Source organism: Flammeovirga agarivorans, assembly GCF_012641475.1.
Classification (GTDB): Bacteria; Bacteroidota; Bacteroidia; order Cytophagales; family Flammeovirgaceae; genus Flammeovirga; species Flammeovirga agarivorans.
This window is the reverse complement of sequence record NZ_JABAIL010000002.1, coordinates 566,242-585,951: the sequence shown is the minus strand read 5'-3', so window position 1 is coordinate 585,951 and position 19,710 is coordinate 566,242. Positions and strand designations below refer to the sequence as shown.

16 protein-coding genes are annotated in these 19,710 nt (G+C 34.6%); 2 read left to right on the top strand and 14 right to left on the bottom strand.

The features are described 5' to 3' along the window. Positions 1 to 175 precede the first annotated feature (175 nt). The 7 genes from HGP29_RS07145 to HGP29_RS07115 all read right to left on the bottom strand — a co-directional run bounded on the left by HGP29_RS07145 (position 176) and on the right by HGP29_RS07115 (position 9,735). On the bottom strand, positions 176 to 1,555 hold the full coding sequence (locus HGP29_RS07145; RefSeq protein ID WP_168881682.1) for an efflux transporter outer membrane subunit: 1,380 nt from the start codon (positions 1,553 to 1,555) through the stop codon (positions 176 to 178). A 12-nt stretch (positions 1,556 to 1,567) separates the two neighbouring features. Continuing rightward, entirely contained in the window at positions 1,568 to 2,704 is a 1,137-nt protein-coding gene (locus tag HGP29_RS07140; protein WP_168881681.1) for an HlyD family secretion protein, read from the bottom strand. 37 nt (positions 2,705 to 2,741) lie between these two features. Next, entirely contained in the window at positions 2,742 to 2,948 is a 207-nt protein-coding gene (locus HGP29_RS07135; protein WP_168881680.1) for a DUF1656 domain-containing protein, read from the bottom strand. Between the two features lie 459 nt (positions 2,949 to 3,407). Further along, positions 3,408 to 4,454 (bottom strand): autotransporter domain-containing protein, encoded by a 1,047-nt coding sequence (locus tag HGP29_RS07130; RefSeq protein WP_168881679.1) that lies wholly within the window; start codon positions 4,452 to 4,454, stop codon positions 3,408 to 3,410. 235 nt (positions 4,455 to 4,689) lie between these two features. Further along, positions 4,690 to 7,650: a protein translocase subunit SecDF gene (secDF, locus tag HGP29_RS07125; RefSeq protein WP_168881678.1), complete on the bottom strand. Its 2,961-nt coding sequence runs from the start codon at positions 7,648 to 7,650 to the stop codon at positions 4,690 to 4,692. 131 nt (positions 7,651 to 7,781) lie between these two features. Next, positions 7,782 to 8,165, bottom strand: a complete 384-nt coding sequence (locus HGP29_RS07120; RefSeq protein ID WP_168881677.1) for a hypothetical protein — start codon at positions 8,163 to 8,165, stop codon at positions 7,782 to 7,784. Between the two features lie 124 nt (positions 8,166 to 8,289). Further along, positions 8,290 to 9,735: a caspase family protein gene (locus tag HGP29_RS07115; protein ID WP_168881676.1), complete on the bottom strand. Its 1,446-nt coding sequence runs from the start codon at positions 9,733 to 9,735 to the stop codon at positions 8,290 to 8,292. Positions 9,736 to 9,853: 118 nt separating this feature from the next. On the opposite strand from HGP29_RS07115, the gene HGP29_RS07110 reads away from it, so the two are divergent. Beyond that, complete coding sequence (locus HGP29_RS07110; RefSeq protein WP_168881675.1) at positions 9,854 to 10,585, top strand: SGNH/GDSL hydrolase family protein; 732 nt, start codon at positions 9,854 to 9,856, stop codon at positions 10,583 to 10,585. On the opposite strand, the gene HGP29_RS07105 is transcribed toward HGP29_RS07110, so the two are convergent. The 3 genes from HGP29_RS07105 to HGP29_RS07095 are packed head-to-tail and all read right to left on the bottom strand — an operon-like array spanning position 10,582 to position 13,223. Further along, positions 10,582 to 11,703, bottom strand: coding sequence for a glycosyltransferase (locus tag HGP29_RS07105; protein ID WP_168881674.1), 1,122 nt, complete (start codon positions 11,701 to 11,703; stop codon positions 10,582 to 10,584). The genes HGP29_RS07110 and HGP29_RS07105 overlap by 4 nt on opposite strands. Before the next feature lie 9 nt (positions 11,704 to 11,712). Beyond that, positions 11,713 to 12,525: a lytic transglycosylase gene (locus tag HGP29_RS07100; protein WP_168881673.1), complete on the bottom strand. Its 813-nt coding sequence runs from the start codon at positions 12,523 to 12,525 to the stop codon at positions 11,713 to 11,715. A gap of 17 nt (positions 12,526 to 12,542) precedes the next feature. Beyond that, positions 12,543 to 13,223, bottom strand: a complete 681-nt coding sequence (locus HGP29_RS07095) for a DUF4905 domain-containing protein (RefSeq protein ID WP_168881672.1) — start codon at positions 13,221 to 13,223, stop codon at positions 12,543 to 12,545. Positions 13,224 to 13,392: 169 nt separating this feature from the next. Here HGP29_RS07095 and HGP29_RS07090 point away from each other — a divergent pair, with 169 nt between their 5' ends. After that, a complete protein-coding gene (locus tag HGP29_RS07090) occupies positions 13,393 to 14,739 on the top strand; it encodes an NfeD family protein (RefSeq protein ID WP_168881671.1) in 1,347 nt (448 codons plus the stop codon). A 168-nt stretch (positions 14,740 to 14,907) separates the two neighbouring features. Here HGP29_RS07090 and HGP29_RS07085 read toward each other — a convergent pair whose 3' ends face one another. The 4 genes from HGP29_RS07085 to HGP29_RS07070 all read right to left on the bottom strand — a co-directional run bounded on the left by HGP29_RS07085 (position 14,908) and on the right by HGP29_RS07070 (position 19,696). Then, positions 14,908 to 16,218, bottom strand: coding sequence for an ammonium transporter (locus HGP29_RS07085; protein ID WP_168881670.1), 1,311 nt, complete (start codon positions 16,216 to 16,218; stop codon positions 14,908 to 14,910). Positions 16,219 to 16,404: 186 nt separating this feature from the next. Beyond that, positions 16,405 to 17,505 carry an agmatine deiminase gene (aguA, locus tag HGP29_RS07080; protein ID WP_168881669.1) on the bottom strand — a complete coding sequence of 367 codons (1,101 nt, stop codon included), beginning with the start codon at positions 17,503 to 17,505 and terminating at the stop codon, positions 16,405 to 16,407. Between the two features lie 4 nt (positions 17,506 to 17,509). Beyond that, positions 17,510 to 18,415, bottom strand: coding sequence for an N-carbamoylputrescine amidase (gene aguB / locus HGP29_RS07075; RefSeq protein ID WP_168881668.1), 906 nt, complete (start codon positions 18,413 to 18,415; stop codon positions 17,510 to 17,512). Between the two features lie 834 nt (positions 18,416 to 19,249). Beyond that, positions 19,250 to 19,696, bottom strand: a complete 447-nt coding sequence (locus HGP29_RS07070; RefSeq protein WP_168881667.1) for a GNAT family N-acetyltransferase — start codon at positions 19,694 to 19,696, stop codon at positions 19,250 to 19,252. Positions 19,697 to 19,710 lie beyond the last annotated feature (14 nt).

Genomic DNA, 19,710 nt, shown 5'->3' with positions numbered 1-19,710 from the left:
GATAGGTTAATAGATGAATAATTGATCTTCTGTAAAGATATCTGATAATCAAGTTATTGGATGGTAGATTCGTTTCAAATATTGGTAAATAAATATTCTATGATGAAATTTTTGCTACTCAAAAAGCCGACCTGTTAAGATCGACTTTAACTCAAATAAAAACTGATAAACAGGTCTATTCTACCCAATTACCACCTAGTGATTGGTAAAGTGATATAATCTGACCAAGTAAATTTCCTTTTGTTTGTACCATTTCATTTTGTGCACTCAATAAGGATTGCTGAGAGTTTAATACTGGCTGATAATCAATCATACCTTGTCGATATTGATCCATCGAAATAGTAAAGGCATTGTTAGAAGCATCTACCGTTTTTTCTACCCAACCAAAAGCCTCTTTATATTCTTTGATGTTTGTTAAACTATTTTCAACTTCTTTCATTGCTGTAAGTATAGTATTCTGATAATTCAACTGAGCTTCTTGAAATTGTACCTTCGCTATCTGCTTTGATCGTTGTTTGTACATACCTTGGAAAATATCCCAACTTAAGGTAGGCCCCACATAATATGACATGGATTCATTGTTAAACCAAGTATCAGCAGAAACGGAACTAAAACCAATATTACCTGTAATAGCTAAGCTTGGTAACATTTCAGCTTTTGCAAGTTCTTCTTGAGCTACCATTCCCATCATGGCTTTTTCTGCAGATCGTATATCGGGTCTTTGCCTAACAACATCAACAGGTAATAACGTTTGTAATCTTTCAGGAATATTTGGTAACTCAGCAGACTGTAAAAGAGCCATTTTTAAGTTCTGAGGGTATTCACCAATATAAACTTGAATCAGGTTGACTTCATTAATTACTTGTGCCCTTAATGTATTGATAGAGGCTTTAGTGTTATAGATAATCGATTCAGATTGATAGACATCTAAGGCTGATGTCATACCATTTTGATATCGATCTCTTGCCAAATCCAATGCTTGCTGCTGTGATGTAATATTAGATTCAGCAACAATAATCTGGTTTTGATACATCCTTAACCTGATATAAGCCGATGACACTTCACTTAGTAAACTTACCATAACGGCATTTTTATCTTCTTGTGCTTGTTCATAAGAGTATTTGGCAACTTTTACCCCTTTTCTTACTCTACCGAATACATCAATTTCCCAGTTCATGCTTATGCCTGCGTTATATAATTCGGCATAAGACTTATCGTTTTCCTGAAGTTGAGTATTTTGTGTATTAGCTGAAATATTAAAAGCAAAAGAAGGGTAATAGCCTGACTGAGATTGTTTATATAACAACCTGCCTTGTTCAATTTTCTGAATGGCTATTTTAATATTTAAGTTATTCTGAACAGTTTTTTCAACCAATGCATTTAATACCGGATCATTAAAGATTTTCCACCAATTTGCTACCTGTTGAACTTCTTCAATAGATGTTGTATCCCTACCCCAATTTTCAGGAATTGAGTCCAACGTATGGGCGGATTGGGCATAATTGGTCAGGGGTAATAATAAGGCTATTACCCAAAAGTATATTAAATTTTTCATGATAGTAGACGATTATCTTAAGGGTGAAGGAGAAGCTACTAAGTCTGATGTGTTTCCAGCTTGATACTTTTGTTCTGTATTAACTAATACTGATGCTGTTGATCCTACTCTTAATTTTACATGCTTTGGAACATTGACTAATTTAACACGAACAGGAATTCTTTGCGCAAGTCGAATCCAATCGAAAGTAGGGCTGATACTAGGTAAAAGATCATTACCTGTACTACCATCTGATTGAGAAATACCCCAACCTATACTTTCAACATAGCCTTCAATAGGAGATTCACCATTCGACATCAGAGTAACGACAGCTCTATCGTTATCATCTATATCTTTTATGTCTGTTTCCTTAAAGAAACCATATACCCAATAAGAGTTGACATCTACCAAAGCTAAAGCCGGTTGATTTGCTACAGTGTTACTTCCGAGGCGTAAGTTTAAGTTGGTAACATATCCATCCACAGGGGCAACCACTTTCGTGAATTCTAAGTTTAACTCAGCTTGATGTAAATTGGCTAACCCAGCTTGAAATTGAGCGTTTTTACTCCCATGCTTGCCTAAGTTTGCGATAGATTCAGATAAGGCAGCTTTCGATTTAGCCAAATTGGCTTTTGACTGTTCTAATGATACCTTGACAGCTTTATACTGCTCAAGAATCACATCGTAATTACTTTTTGCAGCATCGAAGTCATGTTTAGAAGTAGAACCATTTTTTATACCTTTCGTCTGACGATCAAACTCAGCTTTCATGGATGGAATCTGTGCTTCAACTTCTAGAATATTACTTTTTGCTACATCTACACTTGCTTTGGCAACATCAACATCTGCTTTAGCGACTCTTATTTGTTCTTCTAAAGAGTGGACATTATCTCCAGTACTTTGCAATTGTGCAGAAGCTTCATCTAATGCAGCTTGAAAAGTTCTAGGATCTATCTCAAATAATAGATCTCCAGCTTTTACAAACTGATTGTCTTTTACATGTAACGTTACAATAGGTCCTGAAACCCTTGGCGTTATTTGAATGATATTCGCCATCACCTGACCGTTTCTAGTCCATGGATGTACGATATAATCATAATATTTTGTGGCTACTGCTGCAATTGCTATAGCTACAACGGCAGCAGTAAGAAGAATTTGATGCTTTTTCATTTTCGATATTCGTTGATTGATGAAATAGTATTAATATTTAAGAGAGTCCTAATAAACTATCTAGTAATACAGTAAATGTTACGACCAAACACATATAGACTAGAGGTGCATAATAGAAGTATTTACTGATTCTATATTTATTCATAAAGTAGGTGAGTATCTGTGTACAAACTAACCCTAGAATAAAAGAGACTAATAGTCTAGGAACATATAAGTCTCCAAACGGAATTTCATATGGCAGCATAATAATATTGTGATAATTTGAAGTTTTAATCTCTGTTACAAAGGTCCGGTTTTCATGTTTTTTTCTTTGGTAGAAAAAGATTTATGATTGGTAAATTCGTCTATATTATGTCCCGGAAACCCATTATTTAAACTACTTGATATTTTCACTAACGAAATAAGACATACCTGATCAAAGCAGATTCTTATTATTGTATAGCTATAGTATACTTAATGAGTAGTAAGTGATCCTAAGTTAAAATAACTGATCTCTATCAAATTGTGCTTTAACATTAATATGATCCAGTGATAAAACAAGTAACAATCGCAATTGGATATGAATTGTTACTTGTTCTATATTTCATTTATCTTCTTTTGGACTGTATATGTTGTAACTTTTTGAATTTCTTAATCAATGAACTTGATCGATAACTTAGTATTCCGATTAAGGTAAAATAAATAGCGTAGTCATTCATCTATTTTAGAATATATTTTTTAAATGATTACTTAATCTTTTTTCTCTTCTTTTGTACAAGCCAAATCTGTAGTTATAAGAAAATACTGCATTAACGTAACCATAACCCACAGCCGTTTCTGCTCTAAACATATGTCTGTTTTTATAGAAATATGATACACCAACGATAGCGGCAAAATTGCTCATCTTGTATTTATTGAATGAATAATAAAGCTTTTCCGGCATCTGGTGTTCTCCGACTTTATTCTGAACTGCATCAATAGCTTCAGATACGATTTTCTTCTCTGGACGACTTAAACCATCATACCATTCGTCGTATTTATTTCTAAGATTTTGTTTGGCACCTTGTACAACATCATTGTTAAGGAAATCTTTAATTTTTGAAGTTTTGATGGATCCCAATGAATAAGGAGACATATGTTGATATTGTACACCCACAGATGGAGCGATATGTCCATTTTTCCCTACTTTAAAGTTGCGGCCAAAACGAACTGAAATAATCTGAGACTTAGTCATGGTTTCTAACGCTTGGTTATCAGACCATGTAAAGTTAAAGTTCGCAGCCATAAACCAATCATTCCAGCCATAAGCAGTAGTAAAACCAAAGCCATAAGATTGTGTTTCAGGTGTTGTATTTACGGGGAAATTTAACGGGTCAGTAATTTGTACAGATCCTTCTGAAGTAGAATAAGCATAATTACCATAGACATTTAAAAAAGGTAATAACCATAAATCAAGCCTTACATTATAGGCCATAGTTTCTGAATGGGCAGGGGAGAACCCAACGAAATCCATATTGTGTAAATTATTAGGGTCTGTACCCATTTTAAAGTCTTCTAATCTAATATTTGATTGTTGGTATACATAATTAAACATTAAACCTGTAGGCATCGGTACAGAGTGTCCCATCTTCTTAATTTTCGATCCCATAGCAGGAAATAAATAGTCTAATGAATCGATATCTGCTTCTGTTCTAGCCGGATAATTATTTTGTGCAAATGATTGATTGAAAATGCCTAAAAAGACAATAATTGTGATGAATAGATTTTTCATTTTTTTATTGAGATAATTATTTGTGTGTATTGTTTTGATGATTGATGACACAAAAGTCTAGGTTTTTATCTCAACTTTTTGGTATAAAAAATCCAAAGATTAGTAAATTAGTAATTATGTTACTAATTAGTTTCTTTGTTGGTTTTGTTTTAGATTAAGTAGTAATTAATAAAAAAAGAAAGGCCATTCCGCTAAGCAGAATGGCCTTTTATATTTTCAGCTAAACTAGTCTAAACTATGCAGTAGCTGTTTCTTTCTTTTCGATTTTGCTTTTAGAAGTATCAAATACTACTGGAGCAGCAATGAAGATCGAAGAATAAGTACCTACCATGATACCGATCAATAATGAGAATGAGAATCCTCTTAATGCTTCACCACCGAAGATTAATAATACAGCGATTACTAATAAAGTAGTTAATGAAGTAATGATCGTACGGTTTAATGTACCATTAATCGCTTTGTTCATCACGCTAACCATGCTAGAACCTTCTGCAGCACCATCAGTTTCTTCACGAACACGGTCAAATACTACCACGGTATCGTTAATTGAATAACCAATTACAGTAAGGATGGCAGCAATAAATACTTGGTCTAATTCGAAACCAGCACCTAATAAGTTAGCAATACCGAACGCACCAAATACAACTAATGTATCGTGGAATAAGGCGATGATTGCACCTGCACCGAAGTTCCACTTACGGAAACGTAACCAGATGTATAAGAAGATACCAGTTAATGAGAATAATACTGCTTCTTCTGCACCATCTGTGATATCGTCTGCAATAGCAGCACCTACCTTAGAAGTTGAAGGAATTGTGAATGTAGATGCAGTAGCATTTTGCTGCTTAGAGTATTTAAGGTTAGTGAAACCTTCGATACCTTTTACAATTGCAGCTTGTACTTTAGCGTCTGCTTCAGTTGTTTCATCAGAAATTAAGTAAGCAGTAGTAACCTTTAAAGTATTTACGTTACCGTAAGTTTTAACTTCTACAGATTTACCTTCTACTTCTTTTACTAATGCTCCTTGTAATTTAGAAGGAACTACTTCTTGATCGAAGTTTACGATATATGTACGACCACCAGTGAAGTCTACACCTAAGTTAAGACCGTTTACTGTTAGTGCACCTAGACCTGCAACAATAACAATTGCAGAGAAGATATAAGCCATTTTACGCTTACCCATGAAGTCAAAGTTTAATTGACCTGCAAGGTTTTTAGATAAAGCAGTTTCGAAGTTCAAACCAGCATTTTCGCCTTTCTTCTTTGTGATTGATGAAACAATCAAACGAGAAATAAATACAGCTGAGAAGAATGAACAAACGATACCAATCATTAATGTTACTGCGAAACCTTTGATAGGACCCATACCAAATACATATAAGAATGCACCTGTTAATAATGTCGTTAAGTTAGCATCAAAGATTGTCCAGAATGCTCTGTCGTAACCATTATTGATTGCCTCTAATAGAGACTTACCGCTTCTTTGCTCTTCACGAATACGTTCGAAGATTAGTACATTGGCGTCAATCGACATACCAATTGTAAGAACGATACCTGCAATACCTGGTAAAGTTAAAGCTGCACCAAGCTCAGCTAAGATACCGAAGATAAAGAAGATGTTAGCAGCCAATGCAACGTCAGCAATAGCACCACCTTTCGCATAGTATACTACCATAAATGCGATTACTAAACCAAGACCAATCAAGATTGAAGTCATACCTTGGCTTTGAGCAACTTTACCTAGTGAAGGACCAACTACTACTTCCTCGATGATACGAGTAGGAGCAGGAAGTTTACCTGCTTTTAATACGTTAGCTAAGTCTTTTGCCTCAGCAATTTCGAAGTTACCAGTAATTTCAGAACGACCACCGTCAATTTCAGAGTTTACTACAGGAGCAGTATATACTTCATTATCTAATGCGATTGCAATTTGACGACCTAAGTTTTGGCCAGTCATTTTCTTCCACTTCTTAGCACCTTCTACGTTCATTGACATAGAAACTGCAGGTTGAGCTCTTTGATCGAAAGATTGGATAGCGTCTGTGATTACATCACCAGAGATTTTTGCTTCACGATCTTTCTTTACAATATATAATTCATAAACCTCAACACCGTCTTGAACAGTTCTTGGCTTGTGACCCCATAAGAATTTCATGTCTGAAGGAACAACTGACATTACTTCAGTATCACGTAACATTTTGTTTACTGCAGCTGTATCAGTATCAGCGAACATTAAACCGTAAGGAGAGAAACCTTTAACGATTGGAGAAATTGTAGTCTCGTCCACTTGAGCAGAATCCGCAGAAGCAACATCTGTAGAATCACCTTCGAATAATGAATCGTTAGATTTTTTCTCTTGAGCTTTTTCAACTGTAGGAGCATCACCCGCTAATTTCTTACGTGCTTCTTCTTTCTTAACCCACTCTTGGTTTAATTGGAAGATGTAAGGCTGAGCCTCTTGCATAGTCCATACTTCTAAGAACTCTAATTTTGCAACACCTTGTACTAAGTTACGTACACGTTGTGGGTTGTCAACACCTGGTAATTCGATAGAAATACGGTTAGTACCTTGTAAACGTTGGATGTTTGGTTGTGTAACACCAAACTTGTCAATACGAGTACGGATAATTTCGAAAGCTCTTTCTACTGCACCGTCAACTTCAGACTCTACTAAGTCTTGAACAGCTTGGTTTGGTGAGTTGAATGAAATACGATCTTTATTCGCAGATGAAGCGAAGTATGTAGCGAAAGGAACATTTGGAGAAACTTCTTCTAAAGCATCAAAGAAGTTTGCTGTGAATGATTCTCTGTTTTCTGCAGTTGTTGTTTTAGCAATTTTGATTGCTTCTTCAAATTTAGCGTCAACATTAGGACCTGCCATTGCAAGAATTACTTCTACTGGAGATACTTCTAATGTTACTGACATACCACCTTGAAGGTCAAGACCAAGAGCTAATTCTTTGTTCTTTACTTCTTCGTAAGTGTATTGCTTAAGACCTAAGTCGTAAACTGGAAGCTTCCAAACAGAATCGATGTAAGCTTGCTTTTTGAAATAATCTACATGACCTTCAGCATCCATTGCATACTCGTTTGCCTTATCTTGAACAGAGCGAGATACAAAAGAAAAAGATAGGTCGAATAAACTGAATAGGGTAACTACTACCGCTATAAACAGGATAAAACCTCTGTTTCTCATGATTAAGTAAAAATTATACTATATAAATAGTTAAAATGATATGATTAAAATATATGAACACACAGACCTACTATTGATGAATACAATAGAGTTCTGGCAATTGTGTTTACAAATTGGAATGAATTGTCTCCTTACGGGGCGTTAGGAGCAGAGTAATAGGTAAAGATACATTCTTCCTGAATCGAAATAGAAGATGTATAATAGTTTGTTGTAGTCTGATCGTTACAAACAGGAGGAACGATAAATCTAAAGTTTTCTTTCTTAGGGGCTGTTTTAATAAAAACATTACACCAATGCATTTTCTCAGAAGAATGTGGCAAAGCATCATGTTGATCCTTTAGGATATCAACCATAGATCTTTGCTGATCTTGTTCTTCTTGGTCAGAGGCGTTTTCAATCACTTGAGTCGCATCCATATTCATAGCATATGTTGTCTCAACGCCAATAACGAAGAGCATCAACACCGCCATAAAAAACGGGAATAACTTAAATGATATGTTTGTCTCTTTTTGCATATAAAGATTTAGATTATCGCAAAAATAGAAATCATTTGGTATAAAACACAATTTAGGGTACTCTTTTTTACACTTAATATTTAAGTCTATCTTAGAATGATACAATTAATCAACAAAATAAACTTTATTTTACATACCTAGATGGAGTACCATTGATTTGTGGATTTTGTGCTCTATTATTCAGACTTCTAGCCATATATGTCACATTATCATTGAGATATGTTGACATTTCTTCTACGGTAACTCTTCCATCTTGATCCTTGTCTGCAGCTCCTTGTAGCCCTTTAAGATAGAAGTAAGTAAATAGACCATGACTTTTATCCTCGTACCAAGAAGCAACTTGTTCAGAAGCTGATGCTGAGAAAATAAAAGCATTTTCATCTTGTAGAATCTTATTTTCAGTTTTTATAAATACAGGAGAAATACTTTTCAATAACATGCCCCCATCAGATGAGCCACTAAAGCAAGCGTCAATAACTACAGTTAAATTTCTGTAGGGTACAGCTGCAAGATTTTCATATAGGGTATTAACAGCATAGCCATTAAATTGAATCAATGATGGATCGGTGTCTACAGGAACAAAATAACCTTCTTGAGATTCAGGGTTGGGAGCACCATGTCCACTGTAATAGATAAATACATCAGACTCTTCTGGTTTTACATAATTGTATAACTTTCCTTTAGGATTACCTTTTATACCAAAAATAGCATTGAAGTCAGCTTGTGTTGCATCTTCAATATAAATAATGTTTCCTTCTCTGTATCCATAAAGTTGGGTAAGGTATTGTTTCATGATTTCAGCATCATGTATTGCGTATTTTACAGCAGGAACATCTGAGTTTCTATAATTCTTATTTCCAATAATTACAGCAACAGCATTTTCATTAGTTCCTCCTTTTGGTATGTTAATGTCAACATCAGAAGGAGTAATTGTAGCTCCAATAACTGGAGAAGTATTTTCTACAGGAGTTTCAACTTTTGGTTGTTCTTCCTTTTTTTCTTTTTTGGGAGGAGTTCTGATTGGTAATGTTAAAGATGACGTTGGTGCTATGTAAGTTTTTGAACGCTGTGCTCGTAATGCTTCCAACATTAAAGGTTGAATTACTTTTCTAAAAGCAGATTTGATTTGTTCTTTTTTATCAGAAGTAAACTGAGGAGTGGATTTTGATTTTATTGTAGCTAGTTTTTTCTTGACTTTGGCATCAATTACATCAGTAGTTACTTCTACATAACTGCCATTATAATCATTTTTGTAATCTACCTGTACTACTGTGAAGTAGATTAATTCATTCTGTTCTAGAAGTTTAGTCCTCACATGATCATTGCCTTGATAACAACCTCCTGAGATCGATAAATCATGAATGATCTTGGATGAGTTGATCACAAGGTATTTATTTTCTTTATATACTTCTTCAATGGCATTTACAGCAACTTTATTATCATAAATCTGAAAAGACGAACAAATGGAAGCCCCTTTTTCAACATTAGGCATTACCAGAATGTTCTTCTCTTGTCCAATTATTGATAATGATATACAGGCAATTAGTAGTGTAAGTAAGTATTTTTTCATGATGTTTTTGAGATGATCAAAAGCAAAGCTAAACGCTATTCTACTTAATAGACATATTTTTAAGTAAATATGACAAACATTTGGCAACTGAAAACAGTTATTAATAAAAATTACCACTATGAAAGCAAGTATTGTTTTACTGATGATTGTATTGTTTTGTGCTTGTAATGACAATGAAAATATTGTCCCTGTAACTAATGCATCATCAAATTCGCCCAATACTTCTAGTTATATAGTGCCGCAAAAATCTTTATCAATGTTGGCTTTGGGTGATTCTTATACAATAGGTGCAAGTGTTCTAAAAGAAGACCGGTGGAATGAGCAACTCAAAGTAGAATTAGAAGAGAGAAATTATAAGTTAAACGATATACAATACGTTGCAAGAACCGGTTGGACCACAAGAAACTTATTGAATGCTATCGCTGATGAGAACCTTTTGCCAAAGTATGATATCGTTACGCTTTTAATTGGGGTGAATAATCAATATCAACGCATAGATATCGAGGTATTTGAAGAAGAATATGAAGAATTACTCAATTTAGCTATTCAATATGCAGGTAATGATCCAAGCAAAGTCATTGTTCTTAGTATTCCAGATTATGGTTATACGTATAGTGTTCCTTCTCAAAGTATATCTCAAGAAATAAATCAATACAACAACTTAAAACAAAGTATTACAAATCGTAATCAAGTGGTTTTTCATAATATCACATCCTACACAAGACAAGTACAAAACAATCCTAGTTTAGTAGCTTCCGATGGATTACATCCTTCAGGAAATCTATACAAATTATGGGTAGATGATATTATCAATAAAGTATATGAGCAATTTTTAGTGCCTGCCAATTAATTGATAGAATTGATAAATTCGGTAAGGTATTTAGCAAAGCTGCTCCAAGACATATCTTTTTTTAATGCTCTAATATGTTCATGATAAACATTTAGATCATTATTAAAAAAATGAAGCAAGGTTTGATGTAATAAATCTACATCTGCCTTACTAACTATCTCTCCTGTTTGACCTGATACTACTAATTCTTTTAACCCCCCAACGTCTGTAGCAATCAGTGGTACTTCGTAGTGTAAGGCCACTGCTGTTACTCCACTTTGTGTAGCAGATCTGTATGGTAATACACATACATCTGCGACAGAGAAATATTGCCCTACTTCTTGATCAGCAATATATTGATTGAAGATGAAAATATTCTCTTTATTTTGGTTCTCATCTATTAGTGCTTGATACTCATCAAAGGAACCATAAACTTCTCCTGCTATGACCAATTGATAACTATCATCAAGTAAATCAAATGCTTTTATCAATAAGTCTAGCCCTTTATATTCTCTGATAAAACCGAAGAAAAGAAGAGTCTTTTTATTTGTTGCAATGCCTAATTTTTTTCTTGTAGCAACTTTATCTTCAATCTCTCCAAAATGATCGTATAATGGATGTGGTCTTTCTAAAGATGGTAATGTAGTGGTATATTTTCTGAGGTCTTTTTCAACAGCACTACTCATGGTAACAAAGCCATGATGCTGATTTAAAAAATATTTTGTGAAAGGTTTATCAAAAAATCTTCCTTCATGAGCGATGACATTATGCAAAATGCTAATCACCTTACACTGTTGCCCCACTAACTTCGCCACAGTTCCACAAGAAGGGCCAAAAAACGACATCCAGAATTGTGTAATCAATACATCCGGAGCGAATTTCTTGATGGCATTAGCGGTACTTATATAGGAGAGGGGATTGATAGAATCCAAAAGCTCTTCTGATTCAATAACATCGGTAGAATCACTTTCAGTAACATATTGCGATTTACCAGGAAACAAAAAGTCTGGATACTGACGAGAAAAAGTAAATGCTTTTACTTGATGACCTTCGGCTTCTAATGCATTATATAAAGCACCTCCATATTGAGCAATTCCTCCTCTTAATGGATAAAAAGTGGATAAAATAGCTATCCTCATGATTTTGTACTATTGATTGTACTCAACTCTCACTTTAAAATCGGGGTTTACCACACCAATTTTCTTAGCAACTTGTTCAGATACTCTAATGATAATTCCTTCTTCAATGGCATTTTCTGGTAGAGGAGCAACGACTCTCACTACTGCAACTCTATCATTGTTAGGATTAATTACTTTGATATATGCACCAACAGTTTCTTTACGGTGTAATGCCATCAGTTTACTTGTATTACTAGGTAGGTCGACAATTTGTCCATTACCTCTTTCAACTTTCTGCATCGGAATATCATATGTTTTAGCTTCTTCCTTTGTCAGGTCAGCGTAAGATTTAGACTGAACTTCGATTGCAGCTTTATCAAACTGATTTACGTTACCATTTAAGCTGACAACTATTTGTTGTCCTTCAGTTAACAAGTCATCCGGCATGATTCCGTTCCATACAGACAGGCTGTCTACCAATACTTGATAACTAAAAGCTACTGACCTTAATGTCTCTCCATCTTTTGCTCGGTAGTAAACAGGTGCACTTCCTTCGGGTAAATATACTGCCTTGGTATTTGCATTATCTTCAGCTACTTGATGAAAAGAATTTGCGGTATTCTGTACATCTTTAGCAGGTATTGTCAACGTTTGTCCAATCTTAATTACATTATCTTGGATGTTATTGGCGGTAGTAATTTCTTTTACTGATACATTGTATTTTCTTGATATTGAATACAGCGTTTCTTCTGCCTGTACAGTGTGAGTAGTAATGTTTTGAGCAAAAAGTAATGAAGTTTGACAACTCAGTAAAAAAAAGAGAATATAAAAATAATTTCTCATGTTATTGCTTTGGTTTGCTATATGGTTTTGTCAAGGGGTAGACCACATAAAATTTCTTTTTCCTTAATATAAAGAAGCATTTTATCGATCACAAAGAAGCTGTCCATAATTTGTTCGTTGACAACAGAATCCATTGCATCTTTGAAAATAATGTTTCCTTCAACATCACAAATTAATATTTTTCTTTGAAGTTTTTCTTCATTTTTAACCAAATACGCAAAAATGATCTCCGAAGTAGTTTCCATGTAGTGAATGTCACTATCGGCTACTTGAATATCCTTAGATTCTAAGAATTTTTTGAGGGTAGCGTGGTGTTCAGAATCAATCGGGTAAATTACGGGGGATGATACATCTTTAGCACTGCTGATATCCTTCGGGTCTTCAACATTATCTTCAATAATTAGTGCTTGAAGAATATCCAGTTTCTGTAATTTTTGAACCGTAGGCATACGATTGTCGGGGGCAAAATGTGTAAAATATAGCATACCGTCTTTTACTCCTGCCATTGTTACCCACCAAGACTCATCCATTTGTAATCCTTCCCAAAGTACATCACCTGAATATAGGTTTAAGGCAGCAAAAGAAACCTCTTTTTTTTCAGGATCTCTCATTTCTACTAATAGAGTTGAAATACTCTCGTCATACATCACTCTCCAAACCTGCCCATGAGCTTCGAAATTATACCTTGTTGTTTGCATCTATGCTTTACGATTCAATTAAAAAGTGGGTCAAAGATCACCAATTCATAGATTATATCAAATCATAAATGAGATTCGATTAGATAATTCGTTAATTTGTGAATGAGATAAAACAGAACCGATTTTTTATTCGTTTAAGTATATTAATACCTATCAGAACAAAACAACAATGAAAACATTTATCAAATCTTCCTTGAATTGGCTATTACTTATGTGTGTTTTCTATCCAGTAATGGCGGAAAACGTTCCTGTAGTTTTTGAATTTCCAATTAGAGAAGATATCGACCCAAGATCATCAAGAAAGGTATCACTAGCTTTAGAAGAAGCAACAAAAAATAAAGCAGATTATGTAATCATCAATATGAATACCTATGGGGGAGCAGTAAACGATGCTGATAAAATAAGACAACTTATTTTAGATTATCCTCAACCGGTATATGTTTTTATCAACAAAAATGCAGCAAGTGCAGGAGCATTAATATCTATCGCTTGTGATTCTATTTATATGGAGTCTGGATCAAATATAGGAGCAGCTACTGTTGTGATGGGAGGCTCAGGTGAAGCGGCTCCTGATAAATACCAATCATATATGAGATCTATGATGAGATCGACAGCAGAAACAAATGGTCGAAATCCTCAGATCGCAGAAGCCATGGTAGATCAGGATTTGGTTGTTGAAGGAATTTCTGAAGAAGGCGAAGTAATAACCTTTACAGTTGCTGAGGCATTGGAACATGGTTTTTGTGAAGCAGAAGTAACTGGAATTCCAGAAATCATGGAAAGAAATGGTATTAGTAATTATGAATTAGTTGAATATAGTCCATCATCTGTTGAAAACATTATTTCTATCTTTTTGAACCCAGCAGTAAGTAGTATTTTAATCTTAATTATTCTAGGCGGAATTTATTTTGAACTACAGTCTCCAGGTATTGGGTTTCCAATAGCTGCAGCAATTACAGCGGGTATTCTGTATTTAGTGCCTTACTATTTAAGTGGTATGGCAGCTAATTGGGAGTTGATCGTAATAGGTATTGGTTTTCTATTAATTCTACTCGAAGTTTTTGTCGTACCTGGATTCGGAATCACGGGTATTTCTGGGATAACATTTATGATTTTCGGCTTAACATTAGTGATGTTGGATAATGATTTTCTTGATTTCACTTTTGTTGCTCCAGAAAGAATCATGACTTCACTGATTAGTGTCCTTGCAGCCGTTTTTATTGGAGGTATAGGAGTGTTTGCTTTTGCCCATAAAATTGTTGATTCCCCTACTTTTGCGAAGGTGGGTTTATCAGAAAAAATGGATAGTGATCAAGGATATTCTGCTGACTTTTTGGGTACATCTTATATTGGTCAAACTGGTACAGCGCATACTGTTCTACGTCCATCTGGCAAAGTTAAAATTGAAGATAATTATTACGATGCTACCACAGAAGGAGGTTTTATATCTAAAGGAACAGCCGTTGAAGTGATTGAACAAAATGGATCTTCTTTAAAAGTAAGAGAGTTGGTTTAAACAGTTAAATAAAGGCTTAACTTTATTTTCTATTCTTAATACAAAGAGGCAAGATTTAATTTAAAATCTTGTCTCTTTTTTTATAATAAAATACATGGGTTTTGAGAGAATAAACTCAAGAAGACAGGATCTCCTTGAGTCCCAAAATTTCTCAATCAAAACAACATATTATATAAATTCTCCAACTTCAACGATATCTAGACCTTCTTCCTCTACTTTTTCAGAGACTCTAAACCCAACAGTTGATTTGCATATTTTGACGATCAAGAATGTCATTAATGCTGACCATGATACAGCAGCCACTAAGGCTGTTACTTGTACTCCTAATTGACTGATTACGTCAGTTACTCCATGGCCTCCAAACATTTCAGTACCTAAAAAAGCAACCATAATAGTACCCAGGATACCACCAACACCATGTACAGCAAATACATCTAAAGCGTCATCTATTTTCCATTTCTTTTTTACAACATCTACCATGTTGAAACAGACTAAGCTTGCAGTTATTCCGATGATAACAGCTCCCATTGGACCAATATTACCAGATGCAGGAGTAACTGTTGCTAAACCAGCAATCATACCTGTAACAATAGAAATTAATGTAGGTTTACCGTTCTTAGCCCATTCAAGTACTACCCAAGTGATACATGCAGCAGCTGCAGCTAAATGGGTTACTAGTAGGGTCATGCCAGCGGCTCCATTTGCATGTAATTGACTACCTGCGTTGAATCCAAACCAACCTACCCATAACATCGATGCACCAATCATTACCATTGGAATGTTGTATGGAGCTTTTTTCGAATGTTTATTTTTAATTCTAGGGCCAATTAAAACGGCTAATAATAAAGCAGCAATACCAGCAGTAGCATGAACGACAATACCTCCTGCAAGGTCAATTACACCCATTTGTTGTAACCAACCACCGCCCCATACCCAGTGAGTAACTGGAGCATAAACTAGAATTAACCAAAGTGCAGAAAACAATGCAACTGCTTTTAATTTCATTCTTTCTGCAAATGCACCAATAAATAAACCAGGAGTGATTACAGCAAATGTCATTTGAAAAACAGCAAATAATGGTTCAGGAATACTCCCATGAAGACTGTTTGCTGTTACTCCATTTAAGAACAATTTGTGGAAATCTCCCACAAAGCTTCCATCACCTGAGAAGGCAAGACTATAGAGTCCACCGAACCATAATAATGATCCAATACCTGTAATGACACAGATATTCATCAGAATGGATAAAACATTTTTTTTGTGTACCAACCCAGCATAGAATAATGCCAAGCCAGGTAACATCATAAATAAAACAAGAGCTGTAGATACTAATATCCATGCAGTATCTCCACTATTTAAAGCAGGAGTATTGGCTACTTGTTGTACTTCAGTAATGTTTATTATTTCTGTCGTTTGTGCTTGCACAGAAGTAAATGCCATTAGAAGTACGGACACGATGAGGTAAATATATTTTTTCATATATGATATGTTTTCAACGAGAAATTAACAATTGAACAAATGAATGTTGATTGAATAATTGAGAGATGCTTGATTGATAAAAAGAGAGATATTGGTTTGTTATTAACTTCTCAATGAATATGAATTGTTGAAAGATTTGATGGTGGCCATGAGCAGTTTATTATACCACTCATGACCTATATTTGATTAAACTTTAGGTTGTTGTTGTGTAATACAGTGAATATTACCACCTCCTAAAAGAATTTCTCTTGTTTCTACTTGTACAACTTTGTGATCAGGCATTAAGTCTTGTAAGATTTTTGCAGCCACATCGTCGTTTTCATCTCCATATTTTGGTAAGATGACACCACCATTACAGATCAGACAATTGATATAAGAACCAGCTAAACGGTCACCAACTTGTCGATTTTTAGCAGTTTCAGAAACATCAATTCCTTCAACATCTTTTTCTGTTGTTATCATTGGTGAAGGAACTGGTAATTTATGAACTGTGATTTTACGACCTTTTGCATCAGTTACACTAGTAAGGTAATTGTATGCTTCTAGTGAACGCTCATATTGAGGATCATTTTTATCATCTGTCCATGCAAGAACAACTTCTGTAGGACGAATAAAGAACGCCATATTGTCGATGTGTCCAGAAGTCTCATCATTATAGATTCCTCTTGGTACCCAAAGAACTTTCTCGACATTTAAATAATTTTTTAAATAGTCTTCCATTTCTTCTCTTGATAAACCAGGGTTTCTACCAGGGTTCATGAATACTTCCTCAACGATCATTACTGTACCTTCTCCATCAGTATGGATTGAACCACCTTCTGTTACAAAGTTTTCAGTTCTGTAACGATCAGCATTTTCTATGGCAAGTACTTTGTGAGCCACTTGATCATCATGATTAAAAGGGGCGTACAAACCATTGTAAGTACCACCATATGCATTGAACTTCCAGTCTACGCCTCTCAGTCCACCTTCATCATTTACTAAAAAAGTAGGACCAGAGTCACGCATCCATGCATCATCTTGAGTTAGCTCAATAACACGGATATTAGGGTGTGAAAGCATTGCACTAGCGTTCTCAAACTGGTTGTTAGAAGCACATACTGTTACAGGTTCAAACTCAGCGATCGCTGTTGCCACTTTAACAAATGCTTCCTGACCTGGCTTCGCACCCATACGCCATGTATCAGTACGTTCTGGCCAGTGCATCCAAGTTCTTTCATGCTCAGTCCATTCTGCTGGCATATAATAACCGTCTTTTTTCGGAGTAGAATTTAATAATGTTGACATGATCTTAGAATTTATTAGGGTGAACACCATCACTAGACGTAATTACTTCATAATATTCAGGTCTTCTATCTCTGAATAGACCCCATGAAGTACGAGTTTTTTCGATATCGTCTAAGTCGAAAGTATGTACTAATACTGCTTCTTCATCTTGTCCGGCTTCTTCTACTTTTTGTCCATGCTCATTTGCAATGAAAGAAGAACCATAAAATGTGATGCCCACTTCTTTAGCATCTTTATCAAAAACGTCTGTAGTAGTTTCTCTACCAAAACGATTGGCAGCAACTACTGGAGTTACATTAGCAGCAGCATGACCGCATTGTGTTGCTTGCCAGTGATCTTTTGAGATAAGGTTTGGATCTTGAGGTTCTGAACCAATCGCTGTCGGGAAGAATAAAACTTCAGCACCCATCAAAGCCATTGAACGAGCTGTTTCAGGGAACCATTGGTCCCAACAGATACCTACACCGATTTTCGCATAACGAGTATCCCAAACTTTAAATCCAGTGTCGCCAGGGTTAAAGAAGAATTTTTCAAAATAACCTGGGCTATCAGGAATGTGTGTTTTTCTGTAAACACCTAAAATTGAACCGTCTGCATCGATAATAGCGATTGAATTATATCTTGCATGGTTTTCTCTTTCATAAAATGAAATAGGTAAAACTACTTCTAATTCTTTTGCGATTTTTTGAAAGTGTTTTACTGCAGCATTTTCTTCAACAGGTTTTGCTAACTCAAAGTGTTTCTCATCTGGTTGTAAACAGAAATAAGGAGTTTCAAATAATTCTGATAATAAGATAATTTGAGCACCTTTTGATGCTGCTTCACGAACTAATTTTTCTGCTTTTCTAAGGTTATCTTCTTTGTCCCAAGTAAAACTTGTTTGTGTTGCAGATACTGTAACTTTTTTCATTGTTTTGATGATTTTGTGTAATAAAATTAAGATGATTCACACTCTAAGTAATGATATGTTTCACACCTGATTCGATTTAATTTAACGATGTTGATTACTGGTATTTCTATAAAAAAGCTATTACTTCTTTACATAAAATATTCAATTGTCAATTTGTTAAATTTGTACTCCGATTGAGTACATGACAAAAGTAGAGCATGAAAAAAGGAATGGTTGGTAAAAAACAGTAGAGAATTGGTAAATTATTGTTTTTCAATAGTTAGCATAGGTTTTTGTGTTTATGTAGATGATTGCAGTAAAAATCATTGGGTAAAAAAAAGAGTACATTATTCTGTTAAAATAAAGTACTCTGAAATTACTAATCTTTTAAGTTTAGGATTTCATCATCAATAATATTGATCCTTTTATGCATATAATACAAGCCAATAGGTATCACTAAGAGAATAAGATATTCGAATAGAAATGTACCTTTTGTAATACATACAACTAACCAAGAAAAGAATAGAAAAATGAACGAACCACTCATTAAATAGTAAAGTTGGATCATGTATTTCTTTTTCTTTTGTAAGTGGTCAATAATAGGGGTGTTAGTAGTGTTGTTCATAAAAAATATAACGGACAGTATGAATTGTTATAGTGGTTGCTACAATATACTTAAAATTAACTTTTGTTAAAAATTGTTAGTGGGATTTATTGATGAAAATTGAATTATCGATAACATAACAAAGCAAACGATATAAAAGGTGTTTGTTCTATACTGTCAATAAAGAAGTCAATACACAAAAAAAGGAACTATTTGATGTAAATAGTTCCCACTCCAAGAAATGATATTGATTAAATGGTTTGTACCATTAAAACATGTGGAATTCCATCTTCCATAAATTCATCTCCTTCTATATTAAAACCTTCTTCTTCATAAAATTTAGTTACATATGTTTGTGCATGTAAATAAATTTTTGAACCGTCTTCGGCAATATCTTCAATTTCAGATAATGAGGCTTGAATTAATGCATTACCAATTCCTTGGCCTCTAAATTCTTTTAATACGGCAAAACGACCCATTTTATAGCCTTCCTCCGTTTTAAAAAATCTACACACACCAGCAGGTCTGCCATTATCTAAAACAATTAAATGATAGGCTTCTACCTCGATATCATCGAACTCTAATGAAATATCAATTTGTTGTTCATCAACAAAAACAGTTTTTCTTATTTGCATAACTGCAGGCCAGAACTCTGATTCTGTTCCTTGGAAAATGACTACTGATAATGAATCTGACATATGGATTGATTTTG